The 21145-nt window shown below is 51.0% G+C and carries 21 protein-coding genes and 1 pseudogene; 19 read left to right on the top strand and 3 right to left on the bottom strand.

Annotation, left to right across the window (positions count from 1 at the left end; genetic code table 11):
- The first annotated feature begins 2 nt into the window (after nt 1–2).
- The 7 genes from FAY32_RS02940 to FAY32_RS02910 all read left to right on the top strand — a co-directional run bounded on the left by FAY32_RS02940 (nt 3) and on the right by FAY32_RS02910 (nt 5763).
- Nucleotides 3–1145: a THUMP domain-containing class I SAM-dependent RNA methyltransferase gene (locus tag FAY32_RS02940; protein WP_143461981.1), complete on the top strand. Its 1143-nt coding sequence runs from the start codon at nt 3–5 to the stop codon at nt 1143–1145.
- A gap of 5 nt (nt 1146–1150) precedes the next feature.
- Nucleotides 1151–1525 (top strand): HIT family protein, encoded by a 375-nt coding sequence (locus tag FAY32_RS02935; RefSeq protein ID WP_143461980.1) that lies wholly within the window; start codon nt 1151–1153, stop codon nt 1523–1525.
- Nucleotides 1526–1929: 404 nt separating this feature from the next.
- On the top strand, nt 1930–3273 hold the full coding sequence (locus FAY32_RS02930) for an ammonium transporter (protein WP_143461979.1): 1344 nt from the start codon (nt 1930–1932) through the stop codon (nt 3271–3273).
- A gap of 114 nt (nt 3274–3387) precedes the next feature.
- A complete protein-coding gene (locus FAY32_RS02925; protein ID WP_143461978.1) occupies nt 3388–3579 on the top strand; it encodes a hypothetical protein in 192 nt (63 codons plus the stop codon).
- A 162-nt stretch (nt 3580–3741) separates the two neighbouring features.
- The gene (locus FAY32_RS02920) at nt 3742–4869 is read left to right on the top strand and encodes an acyltransferase family protein (protein ID WP_158727529.1); all 1128 of its coding nucleotides are present in this window, start codon (nt 3742–3744) and stop codon (nt 4867–4869) included.
- Nucleotides 4842–5300 carry an 8-oxo-dGTP diphosphatase gene (locus FAY32_RS02915; protein ID WP_143461976.1) on the top strand — a complete coding sequence of 153 codons (459 nt, stop codon included), beginning with the start codon at nt 4842–4844 and terminating at the stop codon, nt 5298–5300. The genes FAY32_RS02920 and FAY32_RS02915 overlap by 28 nt, the downstream gene beginning before the upstream one ends.
- Nucleotides 5301–5418: 118 nt before the next feature.
- Entirely contained in the window at nt 5419–5763 is a 345-nt protein-coding gene (locus FAY32_RS02910) for a hypothetical protein (RefSeq protein WP_143461975.1), read from the top strand.
- 58 nt (nt 5764–5821) lie between these two features.
- Here FAY32_RS02910 and FAY32_RS02905 read toward each other — a convergent pair whose 3' ends face one another.
- Nucleotides 5822–6487 carry a CPBP family intramembrane glutamic endopeptidase gene (locus FAY32_RS02905; RefSeq protein WP_143461974.1) on the bottom strand — a complete coding sequence of 222 codons (666 nt, stop codon included), beginning with the start codon at nt 6485–6487 and terminating at the stop codon, nt 5822–5824.
- Between the two features lie 214 nt (nt 6488–6701).
- On the opposite strand from FAY32_RS02905, the gene FAY32_RS02900 reads away from it, so the two are divergent.
- From FAY32_RS02900 to FAY32_RS02865, 8 genes are all read left to right on the top strand, one after another.
- Nucleotides 6702–7232 (top strand): TetR/AcrR family transcriptional regulator, encoded by a 531-nt coding sequence (locus FAY32_RS02900; RefSeq protein ID WP_143461973.1) that lies wholly within the window; start codon nt 6702–6704, stop codon nt 7230–7232.
- Between the two features lie 255 nt (nt 7233–7487).
- Nucleotides 7488–8990, top strand: a complete 1503-nt coding sequence (locus FAY32_RS02895; protein WP_143461972.1) for a carboxypeptidase M32 — start codon at nt 7488–7490, stop codon at nt 8988–8990.
- A 102-nt stretch (nt 8991–9092) separates the two neighbouring features.
- Nucleotides 9093–9695, top strand: coding sequence for a nitroreductase family protein (locus tag FAY32_RS02890; protein WP_143461971.1), 603 nt, complete (start codon nt 9093–9095; stop codon nt 9693–9695).
- A 327-nt stretch (nt 9696–10022) separates the two neighbouring features.
- The gene (locus FAY32_RS02885; protein ID WP_143461970.1) at nt 10023–11153 is read left to right on the top strand and encodes a helix-turn-helix domain-containing protein; all 1131 of its coding nucleotides are present in this window, start codon (nt 10023–10025) and stop codon (nt 11151–11153) included.
- The gene (locus tag FAY32_RS02880) at nt 11146–11355 is read left to right on the top strand and encodes a PLD nuclease N-terminal domain-containing protein (protein WP_143461969.1); all 210 of its coding nucleotides are present in this window, start codon (nt 11146–11148) and stop codon (nt 11353–11355) included. Before FAY32_RS02885 ends, FAY32_RS02880 begins: the two co-directional genes overlap by 8 nt.
- Nucleotides 11356–12273, top strand: coding sequence for an ABC transporter ATP-binding protein (locus FAY32_RS02875; RefSeq protein WP_143461968.1), 918 nt, complete (start codon nt 11356–11358; stop codon nt 12271–12273).
- Nucleotides 12258–13022: an ABC transporter permease gene (locus FAY32_RS02870; RefSeq protein ID WP_143461967.1), complete on the top strand. Its 765-nt coding sequence runs from the start codon at nt 12258–12260 to the stop codon at nt 13020–13022. The genes FAY32_RS02875 and FAY32_RS02870 overlap by 16 nt, the downstream gene beginning before the upstream one ends.
- Nucleotides 13023–13659: 637 nt before the next feature.
- Complete coding sequence (locus FAY32_RS02865; protein ID WP_143461966.1) at nt 13660–14784, top strand: NAD(P)/FAD-dependent oxidoreductase; 1125 nt, start codon at nt 13660–13662, stop codon at nt 14782–14784.
- Here the strand turns inward: FAY32_RS02865 and FAY32_RS02860 are convergent.
- Nucleotides 14760–15167, bottom strand: coding sequence for a ribonuclease HI family protein (locus FAY32_RS02860; RefSeq protein ID WP_143461965.1), 408 nt, complete (start codon nt 15165–15167; stop codon nt 14760–14762). The genes FAY32_RS02865 and FAY32_RS02860 overlap by 25 nt on opposite strands.
- 39 nt (nt 15168–15206) lie before the next feature.
- On the opposite strand from FAY32_RS02860, the gene FAY32_RS02855 reads away from it, so the two are divergent.
- On the top strand, nt 15207–15617 hold the full coding sequence (locus tag FAY32_RS02855; RefSeq protein WP_143461964.1) for an EbsA family protein: 411 nt from the start codon (nt 15207–15209) through the stop codon (nt 15615–15617).
- 5 nt (nt 15618–15622) lie between these two features.
- Nucleotides 15623–17278 carry a formate--tetrahydrofolate ligase gene (locus FAY32_RS02850; RefSeq protein ID WP_143461963.1) on the top strand — a complete coding sequence of 552 codons (1656 nt, stop codon included), beginning with the start codon at nt 15623–15625 and terminating at the stop codon, nt 17276–17278.
- A gap of 238 nt (nt 17279–17516) precedes the next feature.
- Here the strand turns inward: FAY32_RS02850 and FAY32_RS02845 are convergent, their stop codons facing one another.
- Entirely contained in the window at nt 17517–18293 is a 777-nt protein-coding gene (locus tag FAY32_RS02845) for an MFS transporter (protein ID WP_143461962.1), read from the bottom strand.
- Nucleotides 18294–18497: 204 nt separating this feature from the next.
- Here FAY32_RS02845 and FAY32_RS02840 point away from each other — a divergent pair, with 204 nt between their 5' ends.
- Both FAY32_RS02840 and FAY32_RS14855 read left to right on the top strand, forming a co-directional pair.
- Entirely contained in the window at nt 18498–20072 is a 1575-nt protein-coding gene (locus FAY32_RS02840) for an ATP-binding cassette domain-containing protein (RefSeq protein ID WP_143461961.1), read from the top strand.
- Nucleotides 20073–20381: 309 nt separating this feature from the next.
- A pseudogene (locus FAY32_RS14855) lies at nt 20382–21145 on the top strand (RNA-guided endonuclease TnpB family protein); the annotation flags it as partial.

Raw genomic sequence — 21145 nt, 5'->3', positions numbered from 1 at the left:
TTATGAAGAAATTTCATTTATACGCAGCAACCGCTAGTGGAATCGAAGCCATTGCGGGCCGCGAATTACGCGATCTGGGGTACGAAACGCAGGTCGAAAATGGGCGGGTCCGGTTTGATGGGACCATCGAAGACATTTTAAGGGCCAACCTCTGGCTTCGGACGGCCGACCGGGTGCGAATCATTGTGGCCGAGTTTGATGCCGTGACCTTTGATGAACTGTTTGAAGCCACCAAAGCCGTTGCTTGGGACGAACTGCTGCCAATGGACGCCGCATTCCCCGTTGAGGGCCGCTCAAAGAAGTCACAGCTACATAGTGTGCCGGATGCGCAGGCCATCGTAAAGAAAGCCGTCGCAACGAAGCTGGCAGCCGTCTATCATCGGCGAACACGGATGCCTGAAACTGGAGCGACCTATCCATTGGAAGTCATGATCGATAAGGATCACGTGATGCTGACGTTAGATACGACCGGATCGAGTCTGTTTAAACGGGGCTACCGGGTCGGCAAGGGGAATGCACCACTGAAGGAAAATATGGCGGCAGCCCTGATTGCACTGACTAACTGGCATAAGGATATGCCATTCTGGGATCCCGTCTGTGGGTCCGGGACGATTCCTATCGAAGCAGCCATGATCGGCCGTAATCTGGCCCCGGGGTTCAACCGAGACTTTACTTGTGAAAGCTGGGATTGGGTACCGCAAGAATTGAGCGATAAGGTTCGTGATGAAGCGGACGCCAAGGCAGACTACGACACACCATTGCAGATCTTCGGTTCCGATATTGATGAGAACATGGTCGCAATTGCGAAGCGAAATGCCCAAGAAGCGGGTCTGTCACAAGACGTGACCTTCACGCAATTAGCTGTGCAAGACTTTAAGACGGATCTCGAAGATGGGGTCATCGTTGCCAACCCACCTTATGGGGAACGGTTGAGTGATCAAGCCAGCGTGCGAGAGCTTTACAAACAGATGGGCCAGGTCTTCAAACCACTGACGGATTGGTCGAAGTACATTCTGACGGCCGACTTGGAATTTGAACATTTCTATGGTCAAAAGGCCACGAAGACACGAAAGCTGTACAATGGGGCGTTGCGGACCGACTATTTCCAATTCTGGGGAAAACGCAAGCCACGTCATAAGGGGTAAATCGAATGATTAAAGCAGATTGTATTTTTTGTCAAAAAGACGAGCTGGTTTTAGAAAATGAGCTGGCTAAAGCGTTCTGGGACTTGCATCCCGTGCGTGAAGGTCATCTGCTGATCGTGCCCAAACAGCACTATACCACGTACTTTGATGTGCCGGCGGAAACACGACAGGCGATGGACGCTTTGACATTTGTCGCTAAGGCGTTCCTAGACAAAAAGTTTCATCCGGCCGGCTATAACATTGGCATCAATGTGAATGCGGCGGCTGGGCAGACCATTCAGCACGCGCACATTCATCTGATTCCACGTTATGAAGGCGATGTAAAGGATCCACGCGGGGGCATTCGCAAGATGATTCCCCGGGCCGTGCGTAAGTGGTAAATGAGTTAGAAATGATGAAAGCCAGTTTTGGGATTTTGACGGTTGTCGAAGTCTTGAGACTGGCTTTTTGGGGCTCTAAAATAGCTGTTGTTGATAATCGATCTATTCGACTAAAGGTTGAAAGCTCCAAAGTGCGGCTCATGTCTGTTCTAACAACAATAGAAAGTGGGCCACAAAGCAGGATGGGTACTTAGCGGGACCTTAGCTGGTAAACGATGGTTAACGTCATAAAATCTAACATTAAAGTAGACAGAATACGCGAACCACGTGAGTTAGCAGTTAGCACGTCCTTTTGTTCGTTAAATTACCCGGCAAACAGCCCCCTTTTATCGGCTTGATGCTGTTTTTTCTGAAAACTGGTGTTATAATTTCTAACATCAAAGGCAAAAGAGAGGGCGTCGCTGATGAATCTTGCAAACACGGCATTTGTCATTATCGCGAGCATTTTGGTTTTATTCATGACTCCGGGACTGGCTTTCTTCTATGGGGGCCTGGTGTCCGAAAAAAACGTCGTCAACACGATGTTGTCAGTCTTCATTATGACGGGAGTTGCCATCTTACTCTGGGTATTTCTAGGTTATACGTTGGCTTTTTCGGGGAATATCGGTGGAATTGTGGGGAATTTGAACCATGCATTTATGGCCGGCATTAAGTTGACGAGCTTGACGGCTACGCAGATTCCGGTCGGTGTTTATTCCCTGTTTCAAATGATGTTTGCCATCATTACACCGGCGTTATTCGTTGGTGCCGTGGTCGGCCGAATTCGTTTCAAGTTTCTCCTGATTTTTCTGGTTTTGTGGTCCATCTTCATTTATTACCCGATGGTTCATTTGGTCTGGAGTCCCGCTGGCTGGTTAGCGAAATTGGGCGTGCTGGATTTTGCCGGCGGAACGGTTGTCCACATTAATGCAGGGGTCACGGCGCTGGTGCTGTCGGCTTGGTTAGGACCACGATTGGCAAAGAGCACGCCAACCCAACACTACAATCTACCGTGGGTCTTGCTGGGGACGGCTATTTTATGGATCGGCTGGTACGGGTTCAATGCAGGGAGCGCTCTAGCGGTCAACGGGGTTGCTATGCAAGCGGCCCTTACCAGCACCGTAGCAACTGCAACGGCCATGGTTGTCTGGATGTTTTTGGATATTTGGACGACAGGTAAGCCAACCTTGGTCGGGGTCTGCACCGGGACACTCTGTGGACTGGTTGCCATTACGCCAGCGGCTGGCTACGTGACCATCATGGGTTCCGTGGCGATTGGTGCCCTGGCAACGCTAGCGAGTTACGGGTTTATTCAGCTGTTGAAGCCGCGGTTAGGCGTGGACGATGCGTTGGATGCCTTCGGCTGTCACGGGGTGAGTGGAATCGTCGGCAGTATCTTGACCGGAGTCTTCGCGACCAAGGCCGTGAACCCGACGATTACTGAAAATGGGTTGGCTTATGGCGGTGGTTGGCACCTGCTGGGCACGCAACTACTAGCGACTGGTTTTACGATTGTGTTGGTCGCCGTGATGGGTAGCGCCTTGATTCTAATTTTACGGCGATTGACACCGATGCGCGTGGATGCGACTGAAGAGCGCTTGGGCTTGGATCAAGGCGAACACGGCGAACAGGCCGACTACACGGTGGGGCTGAGCGAACGGTTAGCTGATTATCAGCCCGATCAGGAACGCTATGCATCAGAATTCAAAGGTCAATTGCAACGGCTACAGCACCCGACTGTGCAGTCGCCGAATGGCAATGACAAGTAAAGGTAGCAACTTTCTTAAGTTTGGTCAAGATGATTGTCGCCAGTCATTTTTTCTGGTAAGCTACGGTTGTGGTTAGGGGCCACAAAGTTTAACTTTAGTTTGGGGGAGATTAAAATGACGAAAGACAAGATTACTTTAATCGTCTTGGTTGTTCTGGCAGTGGGATTATTGAGCTTAGTACTCATGCTAATGAAGTCGGTGCTGTGGGTAGCCTTTCCACTGGTATTCGCAGCCCTCGGTCTAGCCTGCTACAGCATTGAAAACTGGTTAGAAAAATCATCTAAAAAGAATGAGCGTGAAGCTTAAGCAATAGGCAAAATAAAGGCGGCCAGCGAGCCGTCTTTTTGTTTGCAGTCAATTTAGATGCTCAAATCGTGACGAGTCTCGCTGAACGTCGGGGAACTCATTGTCAGAAACGGCACTTTACAGGCGGTCGACCAGCTTGCTAAAATGAGAAGGGTAAAGGCGATGAGAGAGACGAAAACACGGGAGAATCAACTGACGGATGTCGGCGACTATCTAAAGGCGTTTGCTTGCACAGCGGTCATGGGACAGACGGTGTTGAGCTTAGGACTGACGACCGCCGCGGGCCAAGCACAACGGGTGCCCCTTGCCTGGCTCTATGCCGCCATTAAGTTTACGGCGCCGGCGTTTATTTGTGGTATTCTCTTTTCCACGATGCGGCTGACACGGCCACAACCGCCACTTCACCGGTACTATCGCCAGCAGTGGCATGCGTTGGGGGTGCCGACGCTGTGGTGGACACTAGCCTATTTGCTGATCTTACCCGGCGTTCAACAGCACCGACCAGCGCACACGGTCAGCCAATTTCTCTGGCAACTGGTGAACGGCAATGCGGCGCCACATCTCTGGTACAATGCGATGATGCTCCAGATTGTGTTACTGATGCCCATCTGGTGGGGATGCCGTCGCTGGGCCACGACGGCTAAACGGCGGTGCCTCTTGTTAGGGACTACCGCACTAGTCTATGCATTGGGCATGTGGGCGTATATGAATTGGATCTACACGACAACGCGTTACACTCGCTGGTACTTGGTGGACCGAGTCTTCGTGGGGTTCATCCCGTATGCGGTTTTGGGAATCACATTGTATCTGGCTTGGCCGCGTGTTCGACAATGGCGATGGCTAGCGATGCCGTGTCTACTCTTAGGTGGCCTGTCGCTCAGCTGGCAGGCCCGCCAACTGTTACGGTTACGACCGTTATCCTTCACACGTAGCAGCTACTATTTGCCGGCAAACGTTCTATACGCGTTGAGTGCCATTGGGCTGATCACGAGTCTGGCTATTTGGCAGCTTCGGCAGCACTCACGTTGGTTGCCAGTGATTCATTGGGTGGCGACCTATGCCTACCGGGCGTACTTAGCGAATGTTTTTTGGCTGACGCTGATTTGGCTCGCGTTTGGTCGACAACTGACAAGTCAGCACTTGGGCTGGGGCTTATGGCTGTGTTACATCCTGACGTGGGCCTGGTCATTCACGGCGACCTATTTGCTACATGTAGCTTGGCAGAAAATAAAAATAGTAATCCTAAATTGGAGGAAAAGAAAATGTCGCGAACGCAACCAGTCGAATTAGTGGCGATGATTATGGTGACTGATCCACAGACGCACCGGGTTTTAGTGGAAGATAAAGTCAACGTGCCGTGGAAGGCAGGACATAGTTTTCCCGGTGGCCACGTCGAAGTTGGGGAGACCTGTGCATCAGCAGCAATTCGGGAAGTTTATGAAGAAACAGGCCTTCGGTTAAAGTCGGTGAGTTTTTGTGGGACTTGCGAATGGTTTGATGCGTCTCGGGAACACCGCAAATTGGGATTGCTCTACCGTAGCTCGGCGTTTACGGGTGACTTGAAGGCTAGTGATGAGGGGCAGATCAGCTGGCTACCACTGAGCGAGATGACGGCGGAAAAAAGTGCGGCGTCGATGCCGACCCTGCTACGCGTTTTTAATCATGAAGTTGCGGCGGTCACTAGCGACGAGTGGAATGGCGACTTACACGTTGACCATTAAACCGGTAATATGAACGGACCTCAGAAAAAATAAAGGGTCGTTCAGTTGAAACTATTGTAAGCGATTACACAATCGGTTAAACTAAAGGTGTAAAGAATAGGTAAAGGAAGCGATAATCGTGAAATCCACTGTGCAAACGCAACGCTGGTACGGTTACTTCTTTATCGGGCTCAGTATCGTAGCTCTAGGATTAACCGGACTATTGGCGTTACCGGTCATTGACCGGGCCCTATTGCTAACCACGGCTTTAACCCTGTTGGTCTACGGGTTAACTTATCAGCAGCATCTTCGTCGGGCTATTTGGCGGGTGCTACTGGTCGTCAGTCTGCTGGTTGGGGCGGTCGATCTTGTCTTGGCCGTCACGGTCGCACCGGAATTGGTCACGGCACTGTTTAGTTTCTTCCTGCCGTTTGCCTTTTTAAGTGTTCTCCTGGGCTATCTAAAACGCCGAACCTTAGCTTAAACAACTAAAAATGGTGCCACCTCCATATCAGGAAGTGGCACCATTTTTTTGCTGGTTTCTAACCAAAGAGGGTGACCAGAATATCCCAGGTCATGTGCACGATGATGCCGGGCCACAACGACCGACTAGTCTTATACAACCAGCCAAATAGGAGCCCTAAAACAAAGACAGAGGCTAAGTTGCTCAGCCAAGCGCCGACACTCATCGTAGGGACAGTCGTCAGATAACGGGGAATGTGCATGCTGGCAAATCCTAAAGCCTGAATCACGTTGGCAGTTGTAAATGAGGTCTTCTTTAACAAGGCATTTAGAAAATAGCCCCGTGTCACAAATTCCTCGGCAATGCCCACGACTAAGAAATACCGGCCCCAGTACTGGGGAATAAAGGTTCGGTTGACCCGTAATCCATGGTGTAGCAGCCAAAATTGTAAACCTAAGTACAAGATAATGACGAGCCAGACAAGATAGCCGGCTGTGAAATGCCAATTGGGTCGCCATTGCTCACGATTGGTTAGGCTTAGTGTTCCGTGTGGGGCTTGATGAATGAACCACCAGCCGGCCCCAACCCAGATCGTTAATTTAATGGCGTCAAGTAGGATCTCTTGTGACCATCCATGAAAATGGTGACTGATGGGAATATTTAGAGTGGCTTGAACCAGTAACCAGACGAACCAAAAACCAATGAATTGCCAGGTGAGTCGACGCGTTGAAATACTATTGGACACAGAAAATTCCTCTTTTCTCGAAAAATTAAAGTTACTTTTATTGTAAAACTTTCAGTAGGAAAGGGGGGTAAAGATAGTGTAAGGAATCGACAAAGTTTTGAGATGTAAGCGATGAATACAATCTTATGTTATCACTGTTTACTTTAAAAGTAATCAGTGATAACATAAGGACGTAATTAGCGATAACATAGGAACCAAGAGGAGGCCAGCGTTCATGAAAAAGCAACCCTATCATCGTAAGAACTTAGCTGCTGCAATTCAGCAGCGAGCCCATCAGCAATTAGAGGAAGCGGGCGTTGATCAGTTGTCATTGCGTCAAATTGCTCGTTTTCTAGCGGTCACCCCTGCGGCCGTTTATCGTCACTTTCCAGATAAGGCCAGTTTACTGGCGGCCCTGCGAACGGAATTTCAAGAGGAACTGGCGGCCACGCTTCGAGCAGGTGTGCTGGATTCTCCCAATGCCACGGCCATGCTTCAGCGAATGGTGACCAACCTGCTGACTTATGCGCAAGATCATCCTCAGGTCATTGCATTTCTTCTGCAGAAACCGCTGGTAGCGCCACAAAGTCTCCAAACGGTCGTGACCTTACTGGTCGCCCAGCAACAGGCAACACTGCCAGCTGAACAGGTGACACCACCGATTTGGACGTTTCTGCTGGGAACACTCTTACAACTGCCGACCCAACCGGTAACTGCAGAAACCGTTACGGTCCAGTTGATGCGGTTATTGCAGACGTCAAAGTAACGTAAACCGCACCATTTAAGTGACGAGGCTGTAGCGACTGGATATGGTGTGCACCAATCTGAGCAACAGGAGGCGGAATCCTTGGCAGCCGTCCTGCGCCCATTTTCGTCTAAGTTAACGGTGCGACCGCTTACCAATACTGGGATGAGGCAAACGGTGTATCTTGGCACCCCCAATAGCCCCAGGTCGAAGACTCACGGGTGTTTTGGTCAGAGACGTGCTAGACTAAGTGCAACCCACATTGGAGGCGTTTGTATGGAGACTGAAGCAGACTTTCTAGCACTGGTCAAACAGATCAGCTTGTTGGACAGCAACTTGGCATTGATTGAATGGGATTCACGCACGTATTTACCCCGGGATGCCGGGAGCTTTCGTAGCGAGTTAACGGGCATGATCGGTGAGCAGGAGTTGGCCTTGCGGACGGGGCAAAAGATGGGCCGGATGATCGCCGACTTTACGGCCCATCCCGATGCGCTAGATACAAAGGGCCAGCAGGTTTTTCGGCTGGTCAAACGGGATTACGAGTTAAATCACGATATTCCGGCGGCGGACTATGCCGACTATCAACGGGTCGTTGCCGATGCCCAGCAGGTTTGGGAGACGGCGCGTGAAGCCCAGGACTTTAGTCGCTTACAGCCGTATTTGGAAAAAATCGTGGCCTACAAGCGCCAGTTCATTCCGTACTGGCGGCAGGGGCAAGCTACGCCATACGATGTCTTATTGGATCAGTATGAGCCGGGGATGACGGTTGCCCAGCTGGACCCTATCATGGCAACCCTCAAAGCGGGGATCGCCAAGATTCGACAAACCATTCAGGAACGGGGGACGCAGCCGCGGGTGGACTTCATGCACCGCGCCGTCCCAGAAGAGGTGCAAGAGAAGGTCGTTCGCAAGATCGTTCAGCGTCTGGGCTATTCCTTTGCCAAGGGTGATCTATCACGGAGTACCCATCCGTTCACGGTGCCGCTGAACAGAAATGATGCGCGAATCACTAACCGTTATGCTAGTCACGATTTCCAAATGTCTCTGCTGGGGGGGATTCACGAAGCGGGGCACGGGCTGTACATGCAAAACTTCGACCCCAACTTTGATAACACGCCGCTGGCCGATGCGCCTTCAATGGGCCTGCACGAGTCACAATCACTATTTAATGAGATCTTTATTGGCCGCAATGCTGCTTTTTGGCGGGGCGAGTATCCACGCTTCCAGCAGGCGACCGGTGACATCTTTAGTGACATTGACGAGCCGACCTTTTACCGGGGCTTCATGTTTACCCAGCCCACATTGATTCGAACGGAAGCCGATCCACTGACCTATCCGCTACATATCGTGGTCCGGTATGAGTTGGAGAAGGCCTTGTTTAATGGTGAAACGACGGTCGCTGAATTACCAGCCCTGTGGCGAGAAAAGTATCAGGCTTACCTTGGCATCACGCCAGCCAATGACACGGAAGGTATTCTGCAAGATATTTATTGGCCAGGTGGTGATTTTGGCTACTTCCCGACGTATCTGCTGGGTCAGCTCTACGCGGCACAGTTCTACCACGCGATGAGTCGGGAATTACCGACTAACGCAATTTTAGCCAGCGGGGATTATCAGAAAATTACCGATTGGCGGATTCAAAACATCCATCGATTGGGAGCCACATTAACACCGACACAGCTGGTGCAACAGGTGACAGGAGAACCGCTCAATCCGCAGTATTGGGTGAATTGGATGACTGCCACGTATGAACAGGCCTATCAAGTCAATCACTAAACACTTTACTTTCAAAAAGTAAGTGATAAACTGGTATTACGGTTTTAATGAAACAAGCAACTTACCCATGAACGGGAAAATTAAAGTGAGGTTATTTAAACGATGGAAACGAAATTTATTGAACTCTCTAAACAACGACGAACGATTTACAATTTAGGACGCAACGTCAAGCTGTCAACCGACGACTTAACTAAGCTGATTCAGGAAAGTATCAAGCAGGCTCCAACGTCTTTTAACAACCAGACGCAACGTGCCGTGATTTTATTTGGTAAGTCCCATGAAAAGCTTTGGGACATCGTCATCGATCGCCTGAAGCAAGAGGTTCCCGATGAAGCTGCCTTTGCCAAGACCACGGCGAAGATCAACGCGTTCAAGGCCGCTTTTGGGACGGTACTGTTCTATACGGAAACTAAGACGGTCAAGGAATTTGAAGAGAACTTCCCCCTGTACGCTGCCAACTTCCAGGACTGGTCTGAACAATCCCAAGGTGGGACCCAACAAGCTGTTTGGACGGCCTTGGCCGAAAACGGCATCGGGGCTAACCTGCAACATTACAATCCACTGATCGATGATGAAGTTCGGGCGGCCTTTAACATTCCCGGTAGCTGGAAGCTCCGCGGTGAAATGGACTTTGGTTCCATCGAAAGCCCAGCCGGCGACAAGGATTACATGGCTGACGACGACCGTTTCTTGGTTTTTAAGTAACCAGCAGATAGGTCAGCGTGGTTGCTTGCGCAGGGGCGTGATGGCGCTTATTCAGATACAAATAACCATATCAAAAGCACTGTGGCAGTTGTCACGGTGCTTTTTTTTGTATCATCGGCGTGGTGGTTGGCGAACCAGAGACCACCCCAATTTTCACGCAAAGCACGCGAACTGGGTCTCAAGGAGAGACTAAATTTGATTGATCTCACGGTCATTTGGATATAAGTTGCTTGAAGGTTAACATTTTCAGCCGGAAGTTAACGACCTATCGCTACAAGAAACTTTGTCAACCAGATATAATGGAGATAACGACTAGGGGGGATTAAAATGAGTCTGAACTTAGGGCCAGTCATTCTACAGAAGCGGAAGGCCAAGGGCATCACACAGCAACAATTGGCCGATTTTATTGGGGTCTCCAAGGCGTCCGTGTCAAAGTGGGAGACCGGTCAATCCTATCCGGACATTACCCTGTTGCCACTGCTAGCGGCGTATTTCAACATTTCAATCGACACGCTAATGGCGTACAGCAGTCAGTTGACGACCGAACAAATTCGCGAGTTGTATACGTCACTGGTCGCCCGCTTTGACACGCAGCCCGCTACCACCGTTTTAGCGGCCATCGAAGACGTTATTCACCGCTATTATTCATGCGCACCACTGATCTTGGAGATGGGACAACTCCTGCTGAATCATGGCGATCTGTTGCCGGGCACGACAGCAGCCGAGAAATTAACGCGATATTTGACGCGTGCTCAGGAGCTGTTCGCCCACGTCACGGAGCTCAGTACGGACCTGGTCCTCCTGGAGAAGGCGCGTGATTTCTCGGCGTACTGTTCACTCCTGTTGCAGCGGCCAGATGATGTGTTGACAGCGCTGGGCCGGTTCGTTCCGGCGTATTTTCCCAGTGAGAGTTTGATTGCCTGGGCCTATCATTTGAAGGGCGACGAGCAGCGAGCGGTTGCGACGACTCAAAGTGCGCTCTATCAGTACGTGACGGTCATGGCTAGCCAGTTGACCAACTACTTGCAACTAGTGGTGGCCCAACCGGAAAAGTTTCAGGCGACCTATGCACGTGGTCAGGCCTTCATTGACACTTTTGATCTGGCCAAATTGAATCCGGCATCCGTCATCAATTTTCAAGTTTCGTCGGCGGTGGGTTACGCACAACAGCAAGACACAGCTGCGGTCCATACGTGTTTGACAGCGTACGTTACTTGCTTGGTGGCGGTTAAGTTTCCCCTGCGGCTACACGGGGATGGCTACTTTGATGCCATTGATGAGTGGCTGAATCAAACGGACTTGGGCCACGCCTTGCCCCGTGATGAGCACCACCTGCAGACGGATTTCGTGACGGTGGTGCTGGATAATCCGCTACTCAAACCGTACTTAGCGACCGCTGAGTTTCAACCGATCGTTCAGCAATTGGCACAGATAAAGGAGCGTTTAAGCCATGCATAATTCCGACTTATTTTTTAATAATTTACCGTTAGTCGTGCCGCTGATGTTACTAGAGTTGGGGCTGCTGGTGGCGGCTTTGGTCAGCTTGTATCGCCGAAAAACGGTTCGCCATGGCAACCGGCTGATTTGGACATTAGCGATTGTACTGGTCCAACCGTTCGGCGCCATTGCGTACTTCATCTTCGGCCGGGAGGTGGACTGAGTGGCCATCTTAGAGCTTCAGCGCGTTACCAAGCAGTTTGGTGATCAGCGGGTGTTAAAGGGTCTCGACTTAACGGTGCCAACGGGTTCGATTTTTGGCTTTGTCGGCGAAAATGGGGCGGGTAAGACAACGACCATGAAACTGATCTTGGGGTTGGATACGCTAGACAGTGGTCAAATTACCGTGGCGGGGCAACCCGTACGATATGGCCAGACCGTTACCAATCAGGTCGTGGGCTATTTGCCAGACGTGCCGGCGTACTACGGCTACATGACGCCTACGGAATACCTGACCTTGTGTGGTCGGCTGACAGGGATGCACCAACCGGACCTGGCCCAGCGAATTACGCAAATGCTAAAGACGGTCGACTTACCGCAAAATAGGCACCGCATTCACGGCTTTTCGCGGGGGATGAAGCAACGCCTAGGGATTGCACAGGCGTTGCTGAATCGGCCGCAGTTGCTGATCTGTGACGAGCCAACGTCGGCATTAGACCCGAATGGCCGTAGCGAATTTTTAGATTTATTGGCGAGTTTACGCGGCGAGATGACCATTTTATTTTCCACGCACATTCTGACCGATGTGGAACGAATCAGTGATCAGGTGGGCATCTTGCATGATGGTGTTTTACAGGTTCAGGGCGATTTGGCGGCATTGAAACGGCAGTATGCGCAGTCACAGGTCCAATTGAAATTTGCGTCACCAACGATTGCTAAGCAGGCCGTGGCCGCGATAGCAAGACCAGCGGTCCAAACAGGCGTTCACGTGACGGTACCGTTTCAAGATGACTACGGGACAATGGTTGAAGCCACGCTAAGGGCACTGTTAGCGGCCAACGTGGTGCCTTTGGCCGTTGACCGGCAGGAGACCAGCTTGGAGGACATTTTCCGGGAGGTGACAGCATGCAGGCAACAATGACCTTTTGGCATAAGGAATGGTTGGCGGCTTGGCGGAACTACCACGTTTTGATCCTGGCAGTTGTTTTTGTGATCTTCGGGATTGAGGCACCACTGATGGCGAAGTTGATGCCTGACCTGATGAAATTAGCGTTGGGCAATCAGTTGCCAATCAAGCTGCCACAGCCGACCAGTAGTGACTCGTGGCAGCAATTTTACAAGAATACGTCACAGATAGGGATCTTCTTACTGGCCTTGATTTTCAGTGGTTCGGTCAGTCAGGAGGTCAGTAGTGGGACGTTGGTCAATTTGGTGACGAAGGGGCTCCCACGGTACGCGGTGATCATGGCCAAGTACCTGGTGGCCGTCGTCCAATGGGTAATCGCTATCGGCGGGTCATTTTTGATCACGTGGGGCTACACCGCCTACTATTTCCCAGATGACAAGAGTCCGCACGTCTGGCTGGCGATTTGGCCGGTCCTACTCTTTGGCCTATTCTTCATAGCGGTGGTCTTGCTGGGGTCTACACTGATCAATAGCAACTACGCGGGCTTTCTGGTGGCCGCACTGGTTTTTGCTGGGCTAGCATTATTAAATTATGTAAAGGCGGTCAAACGGTGGAATCCGCTTGCACTGGTGACGGACAATCTTGATTTGGTCCGCGGTACGGAAAAGATCACCCACATTTTACCGGCATGCGGGGTCACGGTCGTTGCGGCACTGGTGATCCTAGGGGTAACGATTTGGACGTTTAACCGAAAACGATTGTGAAAATTGTGGGCGCAACTTAAAAAGAGTGAGCCATCAGGTGGTTAGTTTGCGAGCATTAACGTGAGAACAGGGGTTATGCCTGGTCTTGGCACAAGTCCTGTTCTCGGGTTAAGCGCAACAAACCGCCTGGTGGCGCACGTTTCAACACGATAATGGCAAAAAATAAAATCAGTTTTTAGTAAACCCCCAAGGTTGGATTTTCTGTCCAACCTTGGGGGTTCATTTCATTTTCAGAAAAAGATCCTTTCTGAAAATGCTGATTTTTGAGTTATATCCCAGACACTTCATTTATTTTCAGAGACGACAAGTTGAAAGATAAAATTCAGGCTTCATCCCGGTATTGGTAAACATTCACGCTTCTAAATTAGTCTAAATTGGTGTCCGCCGGCTACCAGAAATTCTGCCGGCTACGGGGACACTTCAGGCAGCAGGTGACATTTTCAACTAGTTGTCGAGAAAAAACGTGAGAATAACGACTTTTGAATCTAAACGGCAGCCCCCATTTTAGCTAGTCGGTTTTGCGTTGGGTGTCGTGGGAGAAGTTATGCTAAAATGAAAAGGTAACCACGGGCGCTGTACAGGTCAATTGTTTAGCCGTCAACACCCGCTTTAGTACTTCTATATCAGGAGGTAAAATATGCAAAAAAGAATTGCCATCATTGGTGGCGGTATCGTTGGCGCAACCGCTGCTTATTATTTGAGTACGTTGCCAGGTGCCCAACAGGTTAAGGTCACGTTGTTTGATGACGGGGTCGGTCAGGCCAGCAAGGCCGCAGCCGGGATCATTTCGCCCTGGTTATCCAAGCGACGCAATCAGCGCTGGTACCACTTAGCCAAGGCAGGGGCCGATCTATACCCCGAATTGATTCATGACGCCCAATTAGGGACCGAAGTTTACCAGCAAACGGGAACCATCGTGACGCGTGAAGTGCCGACCGACTTAGAAGTGCTGTATCAGTTGGCACAGCAACGGCGCCAAGACGCAGCAACCATGGGCGAAGTCACCACATTGACGGCTGCCGAGGTTCAAGCAAAGGTGCCGCTGCTAGGAAATGTGCAACCCGGTGTTTTCATCAGTGGTGGGGCCAGAGTTGACGGTGCCGCTTTGGTCAATGATCTGCTCGACCGGGTCAGTGCCAAGAACTTAACGGTTCGTCATGAACGCGTGACGTTAACCCCTAAGGGTGAAGTCGTTACGTCACTGGGAGCACGCCAATTTGACCGAGTCATCGTTGCGGCGGGTGCCTGGTTGAAGGACCTCCTTGTCCCATTAGGCGTCGTTGCGGACGTTCGGGCACAGAAGGGCCAACTGATTGAGTTAGCCGTTAAGGACTATCCGCTGCAAGAAAATATGCCCGTGGTCATGCCCGAGGGCGAACGGGATTTCGTGCCATTTGGTCACGGTAAATTGATCGTGGGGGCTACTCACGAGGATGACGGAAAGTTCAATCTGACCGTTGATCCAACGGTCACGGCCGACTTACTGGGAAGTGCCCAGCGGCTGATGCCAGAGCTCACCGCCGATAGCTTGGCGGGTGTCCGGGTCGGCACACGAGCCTATACCAGTGACTTCGCCCCATTCTTTGGGCCGCTGCCAGAAAACGAGACGTTCCTAGTGGCTTCTGGGCTCGGGTCGTCCGGGCTGACGACGGGACCACAGATCGGTCGGCTGTTGGCTGGCTCAGCACTCTATGGCGGGACCCCCGACTGGAGCGAATACGAATTACCGTTGACGACTTATTTGGCGCCTTCCGCGAAGTGAAGGGCCTGATTGGCGAGCGTATGGGCGCCCTGATTCTGCTTTTCGGGGACCCACTGGGTGAGAACCAATTGAAAGGGTGCTTGCGCAGCTAACAAATCATCGACTAATTTTTGGTAATGTTTCGCATAATGTTTGGCCAAACTATCGCTAACGATTTGGCTGTCGGTATAAAATAGAACCGTAGCTTGTTGCGCTTGGTCACCAACCAATGCGGCTAATTTCTCAAACCCCAAGCGGGCGATCTCAAATTCGGCCGTGTGGTTGGTGGTGGCGTGCAAAGCGGTCTTTAACTGGGTCTGCTGGTGGTCGTGAACAATCAAGATGCCCCCAGCACTTAACCCACTTTGGGGCTGTGTTGCGGCGTCCGTATACAAAGAATACACAAAAAATCACTCCAATTCATTCGTGAGGTGTTGTAAGTAATGATAACCCAGGAACGACGTTTTTTGTATCAACCGAACCCAATTAGTAGTGTGATCAACTGGAGCTGGACGTTCATGGTCTTGATGTTGGGGGCCATCTTCTGGCTGGAGATCACGCATTTTAATTGGTATACGCTGGGGCTCTTCGTGGTCTTTGCCTTCCTATGCTGGCTAGAGATCCACTACAGAAACATTACCATGGCCGATGGTGTTCTGACCGTCAGTACGGTCTTGAACCATCGCCATTTAGTGATTCCATTGGATCAGGTCCGCAGCGTGAACTTGGCCCGTTACCGGCTGGGAATCGTCGCACAGGGGAAGATTTACCAGTTTCTATTGCCGCGGAACTCAGCCATCGAACTGGCCAGTTTAATTCAAGATGCGATGACGGCAAATGCTAAGGAGGAGTAAGTTTATTGAACGATATTGAAATTTCACAAGCAACGAAGTTAGAACCGATTGAAAAGATTGCAGCTAAACTGGGACTGACCCCAGATCAGATCGAGCCATACGGCCATACCAAGGCCAAAATCGACCTGCCACTGGCACAACCACGGCCCCAAGGAAAATTAGTCCTGGTCACATCGATCAACCCCACCCCAGCCGGTGAGGGAAAGTCGACCGTTGTTGTGGGATTAGGGGATGCGATGAACCGCTTAGGCCATCAGACCGTACTGGCCTTACGGGAACCTTCACTGGGACCCGTTATGGGCCTAAAGGGTGGTGCGACCGGTGGCGGATACGCCCAAGTGGTACCAATGGAAGACATCAACCTGCATTTTACGGGTGACATGCATGCCCTGACCGAAGCTCACGATACCTTAGCCGCATTGATCGACAACCATATTCAACAGGGGAACGCCTTGAACTTAGATCCCCGACAGATCGTTTGGAAACGAGTCTTAGACATCAATGACCGGGCCTTACGACAGACCGTTATCGGCTTAGGTGGTCGGACGTCTGGTGTGCCTCGTCAGGATGGGTTTGACATCACCGTGGCCAGCGAACTCATGGCCGTGCTGTGCCTGAGTGAAGACTTGACCGACTTGAAGCGCCGGGTCAACCGGATCTTGATTGGCTACAATTACGACCGCGAACCCGTCACGGTCGGTGACTTGAAGGTCGGCGGCGCGATTACGTTGCTGTTAAAAGACGCCATCAAGCCCAACTTGGTCCAGACGTTGGAACATAATCCCGCGATTATTCATGGGGGACCATTTGCCAACATCGCTCACGGTTGTAACTCGGTCTTAGCGACCCAAACGGCGCTACAATTGGGGGACTATACCGTGACCGAAGCCGGTTTCGGTGCCGACCTGGGTGGCGAGAAGTTTATGGACATCAAGACGCCGGTATTGGGTAAGACGCCGGACGCCGTGGTCATCGTGGCCACGATTCGGGCCCTCAAGTACAACGGTGGGGTCAAGCGTGCCGACCTTGAACAGGAAAACGTGGCCGCCTTACAACAGGGCAGTGCCAACCTGAAACGGCACATTGCCAGCATGCAACAGTACGGTGTGCCGGTCGTTGTGGCAATCAACCGCTTCACCAGTGATACTGATGCCGAGATTGCGGCACTGACGGCTGAAGTAGCTGCTTTAGACGTCCCCGTTGCCACCACGACCGTTTGGGCCGATGGTGGTGCCGGTGCGGCTGATCTGGCCGAAAAGGTGGTTGCAGCAACTAAGCAACCGAGTCACTTCACACGCTTGACGCCGGAACATACCGACTTAGTTACTCAGATGACGGCCATCACGCAGAAGATCTACGGTGGGGCCAAGGTCGAGCTGTCGGCCAAGGCACAACGGCAACTGAAGACCTTCGCGAAATATGGCTGGGATAAGCTCCCCGTCTGCATGGCCAAGACACAGTACTCCTTGACGGACGATGCCCATGCTCTGGGAGCACCCAAGGACTTCACGATTCACGTGCGCGAGTTTGCCCCGCGCTTGGGTGCTGGCTTCGTTGTGGCCATGACGGGAAACGTCTTGACCATGCCGGGCTTACCTAAACATCCGGCGGCGCTAGATATGGATATTGACGCTGACGGTAAGATCACAGGCTTGTTCTAAAGCCGCAATCAATACTGAAATAACCGAAAAGGTCGTTGCGAGGATTTCTCGTAGCGGCCTTTTTAATGGCGTGGTTGCCCCGGCTACGTGAGTGAATAGATTCAAGCTATTAAAATAGTCGCCGCTAGTCGCAATCAAAGGGTTGCTTAGCGGCGGCTATATTTTTACTGGTTAAGGTGGTGATTACTGACAGGTTAACCGGCGATCTTGACGCCAGTTTTTGTGCAACTCAGTCAGGTTATCGGTCCAACGCCGGTGAAATTTTTCGTGAGGCGATGATTCCGCCAGCGATGGCGAGGTAGGTCACACTGGCGAGGAGCGTAAACGTGCGCATCCCCAGCGCATCAATGATCAAGGGGATGCCTAACAGGCCGATTGGTTGGCTGAGGTTGATGAGGGCGTAGTAGCTATTGGCCACGGTGGCGAGGTCGGCTTCCGGCACTTGCCGCTGCAGAATGGTCTTATTCGAGATGTTGAAAAATGGTAGGGCGCTCCCGAGTAAAATGACGCCAAGTAAGGATCCCAATAGCCATGTCGATTCGCCGAACAGGAAGAACGCAATCGGAATCTCCACCAGAGAAAGTTGAATAAAGGTGTGCAACTTCACGATCTTTGCCAGCCAACGATACAGGACGGATCCCAGTAGAAAGCCAATGGAAAATGCTGAGGTCATGAGGCCGGTCGCCTTGGTGTTGTGAAGGACCATGGTGGCAAGCTGGGAAAAATAAACGTCGTTGGGTGCCAGTAAGATATTGAAGAGTAAGGCCGTCGTGAGTACGGGAATCAGTGCCGGAAATTGCTGAAAGAGCTGGTGGACGTAGCTAAAACCGTTCCAAGCCGACCCGGAAAACTTGGTGGGCGCAGATGGTTTCATGACCGTGTCCTCGTGGAGACCGATCAGGAGGCCGAAGACGATCAGGTAGGACAATAAGTCCGCTACAAACAGTGTGGCCAAGGGCAGGACGGTCATGAGGGCGGTCACCAAAACACCAGAGAGCAGGTTGGCACTCATCATGGCCGTACTGAAAATTTAAGTTGAGCTGACGATAGCACAAACCTAAAGTAAAGGGATGACCGCGTCCTGAGTTGTCACGATGACTTAACGAGCCATTAGCTTAGTTCAGTTATCGAATAAAACGGGGAGGTAAGTTATAGGTTGAGATAGAAAACGTGTATGGTGAGCGATAACATTGGCAGAGCTTAGGCAGGGGGAGTCTACATGAAATTTGTGAATAAGCGTTTGATGGGGTTAGCAATTTTAATGGCCGTCTTGTTGGGACTAGAAACGCCCTTCAATGCCGCCACGTATGCGTTTATCTTCACCATTATTGGGGGTAAACACCTCGCTTGGCTAGTCCCATTCGTGGCCATCGTGATTGGGGGGTATTTAATCTTCACGTTGCTCACGTATTGGAACACTAAGGTGGTCAATCATAACGTGGTTGTCATCAATCAGCGGTTGAAGGCGGCTCTTTTGCGGAGCTTGCTCCGAGAGCGGACCGTCGATACCAAGGATTTTGTGGCAACGAACCTGTCCTTTTTTATGAATGATTTGAAACTGTTGGAGGACAATTATATTCGACAACTGTTTACGTTGATCAGTCTGGCGGTCGCCGCGGTCGTGACGTTGATCTACTCGTTGAAAAATAACGTTGTGCTTACGTTGGTGTTTTTGGCTTTTATGGTGATTCCAGCGGCGGTTCCCGGTCGATTTGGCAAGCGAATCGGCGCCCAAACGGAACGCTGGTCGCTACGCAATAATCACTGGTCGGGGATGTTAAAGGACGTGTTGACCGGGGCCCTTACGATTCGCCAGTACCGCGCAATCAGTGGCGTTGAAGAGAAGACGATTCCCGCAATTCAAGCCGTTGAGCAGGCTAACGCGGGGGTCAAAAACACGATTGCCCTGTCTAATGCTGTGGCGGAGGGACTCTTTTATTTCTGCACGTACATTCCGATTGGCATTGGGATCTACGCTGCAGTTATCGGGCGCATCAGTTTGGCTCAATTCGTGGCGATCCAGTACTCATCTAACATGATCATCAACAGTGCCCGCGGGGTGATCAGTAGCTTCAATATATTAAACAGTACGACCAAAATCCGGGATCATATTCGGCAGACGTTACGGCCGATTGCGGCCCCCCAAGCCACGACGATGACCTTTCACACCTTAACGCTCGCTCAGGTCTCGTTTAAGCGCGAGACGACCCCAATTCTCAACGAGATTACGTTGGCGGTCGACCGTGGCGAAAACATCTTGATTCAAGGCGAATCTGGCAGTGGGAAGACCACGTTACTGCGATTGATTGACGGTGCGCTGCAACCGGCGAGTGGTCAGGTGAAGATCAATGGCCAAGCTGTGACCGACTACGCGGGGATGAGTACGGTCAACCAAACGCCCATCGTCTTTAATGACTCCCTACGGTTTAATGTGACCTTGGGACTAGAATTTACGGAAGCGGCGGTTCTGCAAGCATGTCGTCGGGCCGGCCTGACTGAGCTCATTGCCAAGGATGGCGTGGACTATCAGATCGGTGAGGGTGGTCAGAACCTCTCTGGCGGGCAGATCAAGCGACTGGAGATTGCCCGGGCCATCTTATTTGACCGTGACCTGATCTTCATCGACGAAGGCACGGCTTCACTAGATGAAAAGACATCGATTGCGATTCATCAAACCATCTTGCGGCTGAACAAAACAGTTATTGAGGTCGACCACCACATTCCAGCGACGGTGCTGCCGTTGTTCGACCACGTGTACACGCTAGCGGCAGGTGCGCTGACGTTGGTTAGGTGACCACGTCAGTGCACGGTAGTGGTCAGAGAGATTCTCAACCAGGACGAACCAGACGCTCGCCATTGCAGGGTGGTGCCACTCAGTTTAAGCACGCTGATTAGTCGCGTGCCCACCAAGACGGTCTCATTGCCGATCATAGTGGCCGCCGGTCGTGAAGTGAAACCACGTCATTTTATATAACCTCAGCAGAAAACCTTTGATTTCAATCAAAAGATGAATGCGAAAGCTTAATTATTTCTAAAACGTACGTTCCCCTGCCTGGCAATTAAAATATGCTATACTGAATCCAATCTTCAGGGGAGGTACATGATGACAATATTAGGTCGAACAGCAAAAATCAGACTCTATCCTAGCGAAATTCAAGCCATTCAACTTGCAAATGAAAGCCAAGAATATCAGCAATTAGCCAACGTTGTTAGTGAATGGGTCTTTAACCACGACTTCCCAATGAACTATTTAAAAATCAATCATGCCCTGTATAAAAAGATCCGTCAAGAATCTCCTTTGAACAGTCAAATGATCCAGTCAGTTTTCCGGACCGTTGTCGCTCGTTACAAGACTGTCTTAGAGCAGATGAGACAACATCCTTTCCGTTACCAAGATGAGACTAAGAAATGGATTCAAACTCCCAAGGACCTAACCTGGTTGTTCAAGCCTATCCATTTTTCGCGGCCCCAAGCAGATTTGGTCCGCCAAAGCAATTATTCTTTTGTCAACGGACTGACCGAAATTTCACTCACGACCTTGGGTAAAAGAACCAAGATGAGCTTTACCAGCAAAGGCTTTGAACAATACTTTCAGAGTGGCTGGAAGTTTGGGACAGCCAAGCTAGTCCATTCTCAAGGCAAATGGTATTTACATATTGGGGTTACGAAAGAAGTCGCTGATTTTGAGCCAACACGCCAGTCCAAGATCGTCGGCATTGACCGTGGGTTGCGTTTCTTAGCAACGGTTCATGATCACCTGGGGAAAACACGATTCTTTGATGGCAAGAAAGCTTTACGTAAACGCGAGAAGTTCTTAGAGACGCGAAGACAGTTACAAAGCAAAGGGACCAAATCTGCTAAGAAAAG

This window comes from Levilactobacillus enshiensis (assembly GCF_007115095.1).
Taxonomy (GTDB): domain Bacteria; phylum Bacillota; class Bacilli; order Lactobacillales; family Lactobacillaceae; genus Levilactobacillus; species Levilactobacillus enshiensis.
This window is presented reverse-complemented; position numbering and strand designations above follow the sequence as displayed.